The sequence below is a fragment of the Vibrio sp. V19_P1S1T109 genome (assembly GCF_002241375.1).
In the GTDB taxonomy this organism is placed as follows: Bacteria; Pseudomonadota; Gammaproteobacteria; order Enterobacterales; family Vibrionaceae; genus Vibrio; species Vibrio anguillarum.
On record NZ_NDIM01000352.1, the window covers coordinates 1 to 8,065 of the forward strand.

An 8,065-nucleotide genomic window follows, 5' to 3' on the forward strand; every position below is an offset into this window, starting at 1 on the left:
ATGTCAGCAGGCAATGGATATTAAAAATGCAGTTTTAAATAGGTAGATTACGGATAAATTCGCTATGATTATAACTAAAGGTGTTTCATAACAAGAAAAGCGGTGCAAGCTTAATCGTGTTTGAGTCAACCAAACTCCCCAGTTAGGAAAACATGAAACTGAAATCTGCGTTATTGATGATATTTTCTCGAGTGATGGCTGTATTGGCGCTGCAGCTTCCAGTCATTGCTTCTACGGCAGAAGTCGGTGAACCGCTCTCCAGCGAGCATGATCTTTCTCAACCTCTGCTTATTACAAGCTCAGCCAAGTGGAAACCGTATTCGTATATTAATAAGCAAGGAGAGCCTGCCGGAATCTTAGTCGATTATTGGAAAGTCGTTGCTGAGCAAAGCGGGTTCGATGTTGAATTTAAACTAGTAAGCTGGAACGAATCACTAGAGCTGGTTAAACATGGGCAAGCCGACGTTCATGCTGGTCTAATTCAATCACCTGAGCGAGATCTATTCCTCGATTTTGGACCTGAAATTATGGCGATCGAGACGCACGTATTCTTAGATCAACACTTACTCGGTACGGATTTTAACAAAATATTTTCAGGTGAAATCGATATTAAGGTTGGCGTTGTATTGGGTGGCTATGAGGCGTATTACGCAGCTCAATATTTACCTAAATTAAACTTGGTCTACTTTGCCACGAATGAAGATATGTTGTATGCCGCTTCCAGTGCAAAATTAGAAGGGTTTATTAGCGATTATCAAGTCGCTAATCTCTTTATGTTTACAGAAAATAGCCCGAAAAAATATGTGCCAGTTAAGTTTCTCTATTCTGAGCCGTTGCGCTTTGGGGTGAAAGAGGGCAATGACGTTCTTTGGCAGAAGCTCGCAAATGCGACAGATAAGGTATCTGATGCCTCTAAAATGCAGTTATTTAGTCGCTGGATCTACATGGAAACGGTTTACCCAAAATATTTTATCCCGATCATCATTAGCGTAGCTCTGATGGTTCTCTGTATTTACATCTTGATGTTAAGACGCGCAGTCATACATAAAACCATCGATTTAGAGAGAGCAAATCACTTGCTAGAGAAATTGGCGCAAACTGATGAACTAACAAAAATCAGTAATCGCCGACACTTCCAATCAAAGATAGCAGAATTGCAAGGAACTCCCGTCCCCTTCACCTTATTGGTGTTTGACATTGATAACTTTAAGCTAATCAATGATCAGTTTGGTCATGAAGTGGGTGATCAAGCCATTATTCATGTGGTTAGACATGTACAGAGAAAGTTATCCAATAATGACTTTATTGCTCGTTTAGGTGGAGAAGAGTTCGCCATTATTCTTACTCTCTATACCTTTGAAGAGGTCAAATTGAAAGCTCAATATATCTGTCAATCTGTCTATGAAAATCCAATGCGAGTAGCCAGTGATACCATCACGCTCAGTATCAGTTTGGGTGGCGCCTATTACGATCTTGTTCCTGATAAGGTCTCACTTACTGTTGCGGACAGTTTAATGTACCAAGCCAAGTCGGCGGGTAAAAATCGTGCTGTAGTTGTTAAAGTCGATCAATGTGCGGATTGATCATTCCAATTAACTTCATTTCGGCCATCTATTATCACTTGTCTCGCCCGAGGACAGTGTTTCAAGAAAAGCCATTCCAAGAAAAGTATGGATGATGTTTTTTGGCAACGAAATGACCTCGATTAATCATGAAATAGTGTGCTGGAATTCGACATTTCATGTCGCTAATGTGAGACTTTGTGCCCAAGTCGCGAAAGAGGGAATAAAGAGTATTGCTGCCGCTAATCGACATACACATTTTGATTTTAACATCGCAATACCTCACTGATCGAATCCGAAGGCTTAGCCTATCAGGTTCGGTGAAATTTCAAGAGGAAAAATCAAAAATTTGCAATTTTCATCGTTTCTTTTCTAAGTGAGATCTACTACTCCAAGATCGCATTGATCTTGTTCAATGCTCGGTTTTTATTGATCCAAATCAATACCCTAAGTTGGGAGTTTTCGTTAAATGCACCACAATATATTGTGTCAGTCGGATAATAAACTGCTCTATATAGTGTGTTTGTGGATAACTCTGTGAGTATGCTAGGGGTAAGGAGAAATGGTGAAACCTATCGTAATCAAACGTGACGGATCGAGAGCCCCGTTCAACCGTGATCGCATTCAATCTGCCGTGGAAAGTGCAGCTGAACATATTGATAAAGAGATCGCTATTTACGCACTCAATGTGGCGTTGGCGGTAGAACTGAAGCTCAAAGATTACGATGAAGTCCATATCGCCGAGATTCAAACCTTAGTAGAGAACGAGCTAATGCAAGGGCCCTATAAAGCATTAGCTCGTTCATACATCGAGTACCGACACGATCGTGATATCGCGCGTGAAAAGCAAAGTGCCTTGACGCAAGAGATTGAAGGCCTTATCGAAGAAAGTAATGCCGATCTGCTCAATGAAAATGCGAATAAAGACGGCAAAGTGATCCCAACGCAGCGTGACTTACTGGCTGGTATTGTGGCGAAACACTACGCTAAAACCCGAATTTTACCGCGTGATATTGTGCAAGCGCATGAAGAGGGTGATATCCACTATCATGACTTGGATTACGCTCCCTTTTTCCCAATGTTTAACTGCATGCTGATTGATTTAAAAGGCATGCTCACTCATGGCTTTAAGATGGGTAATGCGGAAATTGATACGCCAAAATCAATTTCAACCGCCACCGCAGTGACCGCGCAAATTATCGCTCAGGTTGCGAGCCATATTTACGGCGGCACCACCATCAACCGTATCGATGAAGTGCTTGAACCTTATGTGACAGCCAGTTACGACAAACATTTAGAAATAGCAAAAGAGTGGGATATTCATCATCCCGAAGCCTTTGCTATGTCCCGTACAGAAAAAGAGTGCTACGACGCATTCCAGTCACTTGAATATGAAGTCAACACTTTGCATACCGCGAATGGGCAAACTCCGTTTGTCACTTTCGGCTTTGGTCTAGGGACCAGTTGGGCCTCTAAATTGATTCAACAGTCAATTTTGAAAAATCGCATTGCTGGCTTAGGCAAAAATCGTAAAACGGCTGTATTCCCTAAATTGGTATTTGCCATCAAAGATGGCTTAAATCATAAAGCGGAAGATCCAAATTATGACATTAAACAACTCGCATTAGAGTGTGCGACCAAACGCATGTACCCGGATATTCTCAACTACGACAAAGTAGTTGAAGTGACGGGTTCATTCAAAACCCCAATGGGTTGCCGCAGCTTCTTAAATACCTATGAAGAAGGTGGTGAGCTGATTCACGAAGGGCGGAATAATTTGGGGGTAGTCAGTCTCAATTTACCTCGTATCGCGCTGAAAGCGGGCCGAAATATTGAACAGTTCTACACATTACTCGATAAAAAATTAAAACTGGCTCGCCGTGCTTTAGAAACTCGCATCAGCCGCCTTGAAAAAGTCAAAGCACGCGTCGCACCTATTTTGTATATGGAAGGGGCATGTGGTGTTCGTTTAAAAGCCGATGATTCTATTGCCGATATATTCAAAAATGGCCGAGCATCTATCTCTTTGGGCTATATCGGTGTGCATGAAACCATTACCGCGCTCTATGGCAGTGATACACATGTTTATGATGATAGCGAACTGCGAGATCGCGCGTTAGATATCATTAAATACCTGAAAGGGGCCGTTAACCAATGGGCGGAAGAAACCGGTTACGCGTTCAGTTTGTACGGTACGCCAAGTGAGAACCTCTGCAGCCGTTTCTGCCGTATTGACACCAAAGAATTTGGTGTGATTGAAGGTGTAACGGATAAAGGTTATTACACCAATAGCTTTCATTTGGATGTGCAAAAGAAAGTTAATCCATACGATAAGATTGATTTTGAGATGCCATATCCAGAGGTTTCAAGTGGTGGATTTATCTGTTATGGAGAGTTTCCGAATATGCAGAAAAACGTAGAAGCACTTGAAAACGTTTGGGATTACAGTTACAGCCGTGTTCCTTATTATGGGACCAATACGCCAATTGATGAGTGCTATGAATGCGGTTTTACTGGTGAATTTGAGTGTACGAGTAAAGGGTTTACCTGTCCTAAATGTGGTAATCACGACTCATCCAAAGTCTCCGTAACCCGCCGCGTGTGTGGCTACCTTGGTAGCCCAGATGCTCGTCCGTTTAACTTCGGTAAACAAGAAGAAGTTAAACGTCGCGTTAAACACTTGTAAGTGATAGTGAGTAACCTGTTGGCATGAATTATCACCAATATCATCCGATTGATGTTGTGAATGGCCCGGGGACGCGTTGTACGCTGTTCGTCTCCGGCTGTGAACATCAGTGCAAAGGATGTTACAACAAAGGGACTTGGTCGCTGCATTCTGGCCACACTTACAATGAGCAACTAGAGCAGCAGATCATCACCGATTTGAACGACACGCGCATCAAGCGCCGAGGATTATCCTTGTCGGGTGGCGATCCCTTACACCCGCAAAACCTTGCTTCTATTTTGCAGTTGGTTAAACGAGTAAAGACTGAATGTGTGGGGAAAGATATCTGGTTATGGACGGGATATACCCTAAACGAACTCAGTGATGCTCAAAGACAAGTCATTGAATATGTTGATGTCTTGATTGATGGAAAATTTGAACAGGATAAAGCCGATCCAAGCTTAGAATGGCGAGGCAGTGCCAATCAAATAATCCATCAATTTAAACTGTAAAAATTATGTATCTAGTGCTAACTTGAAGGTCATTACTTGAATTTCAAAGGGTTGTGACCTTCATGTTTTCACATTTACCAACACCAACACTCGATCCAATACTTTCATTATCGGTTGCATACCGCAACGATCCTCGCAGCGAAAAAGTTGACCTAGGCATTGGCGTTTATCGTAATAGCCAAGGAGAGACGCCGATTATGCGCGCCATTGCCAAAGCGCAAGAGCACGTGATTGCCACACAAACCACTAAATCGTATGTTGGACTTGCTGGGTGTGAAGAGTTTAACCAAAGCATGGTGAACTTATTATTGTCTGGCACTTCAGTGCTTGATCGTGTGGCTGCGATTCAAACGCCCGGAGCAAGCGGTGCGCTGCGTATGCTCGGTGACTTAATGCACGTAGCACAACCAGAAACGACGGTGTGGATTACGGACCCAAGTTACGTCAATCATAAACCTGTGATGGAAGCGGCGGGTTTAAAAGTGAAATATTATTCTTACTTCTGTCGCGAGACTAAGCAAGTCGATATTGCACGGATGCTTGATGATTTATCGCAAGCAGGGCCAAAAGATGTGGTGCTTATCCATGGTTGCTGCCATAACCCAACCGGCGCGGATATTGATTTCGCCGCATGGCAAGCGATCACCAGTCTTGCGCAGAAAAATGGCTTCATCCCTTTTGTTGATGTTGCCTACCAAGGGTTTGGTGAAGGTCTTGAAGAGGATGTGAAAGGGCTGCGTTTTATGGCAAACAACGTCGAAGAGATGTTGATCACCACCTCTTGTTCAAAGAACTTTGGTCTCTACCGAGAACGAACTGGCGCCGCGATTGTTGTCGGTAAAAACGCACAAGATGTAGCGAATGCAAAAGGTAAATTACTAACGTTAGCCCGTTCGACCTATACTATGCCGCCCGATCATGGTGCTGCACTGGTGAAAACTATTTTACAAAATCAAGCATTAACCGCGATTTGGAAGCAAGAGTTAAGTGAAATGCAACAGCGTTTGTTAAACCTGCGTCAAACCTTGTGTAATCATTTGAGAAATCAGCACAATACTTCACAATTCGATTTTATCGAAAGTCACAAAGGGATGTTTACTGTGCTAGGCTTTACTCCAGAACAGATGGCTCAGCTACGTGATCAATATGGAATCTATGGGGTAGGTGATGGCCGAATTAACATTGCAGGCTTATCAGAACAACATATTCCGTATGTTGCTCAAGCCATAGTGAATGTCTCTTAAATATTTATCAGTTTGATTAGGTGGGTCAATGAAACAACACTTGAAACTTATTGCTCTTTTAATGTTGAGTACTGGTTTGATGGCATGTAGTACGCTAAACCAAACCTCAACACAACCAGAGCAAAAGCCAAAAGTTGAAGAGCCAAAACAACAAAATACTGAGGCACAAAAACCGGTTGAAAAACCCTCAAAAGAGCCAGTTGTGGTGAAGGCCAAAAAAACCTCTGATGGTAAGCTTATTTTGGGCGAAAAAGAGTGGGTTTATGTGCCGAGTTTGAACGAAAGCTTCAAAGCGCGTATCGATACCGGGGCGGCCACCTCTTCAATTAGTGCCGTGGATGTTGTTGCTTTTGAACGCGATGGAAATGATTGGGTCAAGTTCAGGATTGAACACGATGACATCAAAAGTGATGAGATAAGTTTACCTGTTGAACGCTGGGTTAGAATTCGGCAATCCAGTGCAGAGGGTACACAAAGACGTGCGGTCGTTGTCGCTTGGATTGAAATTGGTGATCTCAAAGAGAGAACCGAATTTACGCTTGCCGATCGTACACATCTGACTTATCCACTGTTACTTGGTCGTAGCTTCTTTAAAGATGTAGCGCTTGTTGATGTGAGCCGAAAGTACGTGCAGGATAAACGTAAATAGAGATACCTCACTTCTTAGCTCAACCTAACAGCCAGCACTTGTTGCTGGCTTTTTCTTACCTCCAATTCCCTAGTTGTAACAGCAGTCTTTATTCCTCATTACTTTATTCGATATTTGCTCAATAAAATGATGCGCTGTGTTGAATAATGTTTAAAAACCATTGTGTTAAGTTTGTTAAAAAGACGATGGCGTCTAAAATGAAAACATACCACCTGCATTGGTAAACCGAAAAGGTGTTAACTCAGGATCTGATATACAAAACACTGCTTAAACCCACGCCGAGCAGTGATATGACTGCTAATAAGGAAATTGTCTATGTCTGAGCATCAACAAGCTGAAAGTAAATTTAGATTAGTGACACGCAGCGATTTTGATGGGCTGGTTTGTGCCGTGTTGCTCAAAAAACTCAACCTAATTGACGAGATCGTGTTTGTTCACCCAAAGGATATGCAAGATGGGAAGGTGACGACAACTGAGCGTGACATTGTCACTAACCTGCCTTACGTCGCTAATGCTCACTTAATTTTTGATCATCACCTATCGGAAACTATTCGCAATCAAGGTGAAAGACCGAATCATATTATTGATCCAAACGCGCCATCTGCCGCGCATGTAGTATGGCAATATTATGGCGGACTGGATACGTTTCCCTCTCAGTGGCAAGAGATGCTGATTGCTGTCGACAAAGGTGACTCCGCGCAGTTTACTCGGGATGAAGTGCTTGATTCTGCGGGATGGAATTTACTGAATTTCCTGATGGATGCAAGAACAGGTTTAGGGCGCTTCCATGAATTTCGTATCTCCAATTATCAGTTAATGATGGATCTTATCGACTACTGTGCGAACCACTCCATTGCCGAGATTCTTGCTCTGCCGGACGTTCAAGAGCGCGTTACTTTGTACCGTGAGCATGAAACTCTATCTAAACAGCAGATTCAACGTTGTGCCAAAGTCTATAAAAACCTTGTCATTCTTGATTTGACGGGCGAAGAAATTATTTACGCGGGGAATCGGTTTATCATTTATGCCTTATTTCCCCAGTGTAATATCTCGATTCACAAAATGTGGGGCTTTCAGAAGCAAAATATCGTGTTTGCTACGGGGAAATCTATTTTTGATCGTGGCTCTAAAACCAATGTGGGCGGATTAATGCTCAAATATGGTGGTGGAGGCCATCAAGCGGCTGGAACGTGCCAAATTGCTCTTGAAATGGCCGAGCAGGTAGAAAAAGAGCTGATCAGCCAAATTACCACAGATGGTTAAAGCCGGTGAAGCCCTGCATGGCAGGGCTTTTTATCTCATCGCGGCGTTTTCTATACGTTTCGTTCCTAAAACCACAAAGTTACCAATTCTTATTGCGGCTCATCACCTACCAGCAATGCCAAGTTGTTTCGTTATAATTGCAGCTTGGGGTTTCGTAAATCTTATTTTTC

6 protein-coding genes are annotated in these 8,065 nt (G+C 42.8%); all 6 read left to right on the top strand.

Annotated features, from left to right (window positions below):
* Window positions 1–152 precede the first annotated feature (152 nt).
* The gene (locus tag B9J87_RS16550) at window positions 153–1,583 is read left to right on the top strand and encodes a transporter substrate-binding domain-containing diguanylate cyclase (protein WP_094151785.1); all 1,431 of its coding nucleotides are present in this window, start codon (window positions 153–155) and stop codon (window positions 1,581–1,583) included.
* 544 nt (window positions 1,584–2,127) lie between these two features.
* Window positions 2,128–4,248, top strand: coding sequence for an anaerobic ribonucleoside-triphosphate reductase (gene nrdD, locus B9J87_RS16555; RefSeq protein WP_026027863.1), 2,121 nt, complete (start codon window positions 2,128–2,130; stop codon window positions 4,246–4,248).
* A 23-nt stretch (window positions 4,249–4,271) separates the two neighbouring features.
* Window positions 4,272–4,739: an anaerobic ribonucleoside-triphosphate reductase-activating protein gene (gene nrdG, locus B9J87_RS16560; protein WP_017047206.1), complete on the top strand. Its 468-nt coding sequence runs from the start codon at window positions 4,272–4,274 to the stop codon at window positions 4,737–4,739.
* Between the two features lie 62 nt (window positions 4,740–4,801).
* The gene (locus B9J87_RS16565; protein ID WP_094130140.1) at window positions 4,802–5,983 is read left to right on the top strand and encodes an amino acid aminotransferase; all 1,182 of its coding nucleotides are present in this window, start codon (window positions 4,802–4,804) and stop codon (window positions 5,981–5,983) included.
* A 28-nt stretch (window positions 5,984–6,011) separates the two neighbouring features.
* On the top strand, window positions 6,012–6,632 hold the full coding sequence (locus B9J87_RS16570; RefSeq protein WP_013867861.1) for an ATP-dependent zinc protease family protein: 621 nt from the start codon (window positions 6,012–6,014) through the stop codon (window positions 6,630–6,632).
* Window positions 6,633–6,947: 315 nt separating this feature from the next.
* Complete coding sequence (locus B9J87_RS16575) at window positions 6,948–7,895, top strand: exopolyphosphatase (protein ID WP_094151787.1); 948 nt, start codon at window positions 6,948–6,950, stop codon at window positions 7,893–7,895.
* Window positions 7,896–8,065: the final 170 nt, after the last annotated feature.

Bases quoted from the DNA above. Each gene is read 5' to 3' on its own strand.
- B9J87_RS16550 (WP_094151785.1), top strand. From the start codon at position 153: ATGAAACTGAAATCTGCGTTATTGATGATATTTTCTCGAGTGATGGCT.
- nrdG (WP_017047206.1), top strand. From the start codon at position 4,272: ATGAATTATCACCAATATCATCCGATTGATGTTGTGAATGGCCCGGGG.
- B9J87_RS16565 (WP_094130140.1), top strand. From the start codon at position 4,802: ATGTTTTCACATTTACCAACACCAACACTCGATCCAATACTTTCATTA.
- B9J87_RS16570 (WP_013867861.1), top strand. From the start codon at position 6,012: ATGAAACAACACTTGAAACTTATTGCTCTTTTAATGTTGAGTACTGGT.
- B9J87_RS16575 (WP_094151787.1), top strand. From the start codon at position 6,948: ATGTCTGAGCATCAACAAGCTGAAAGTAAATTTAGATTAGTGACACGC.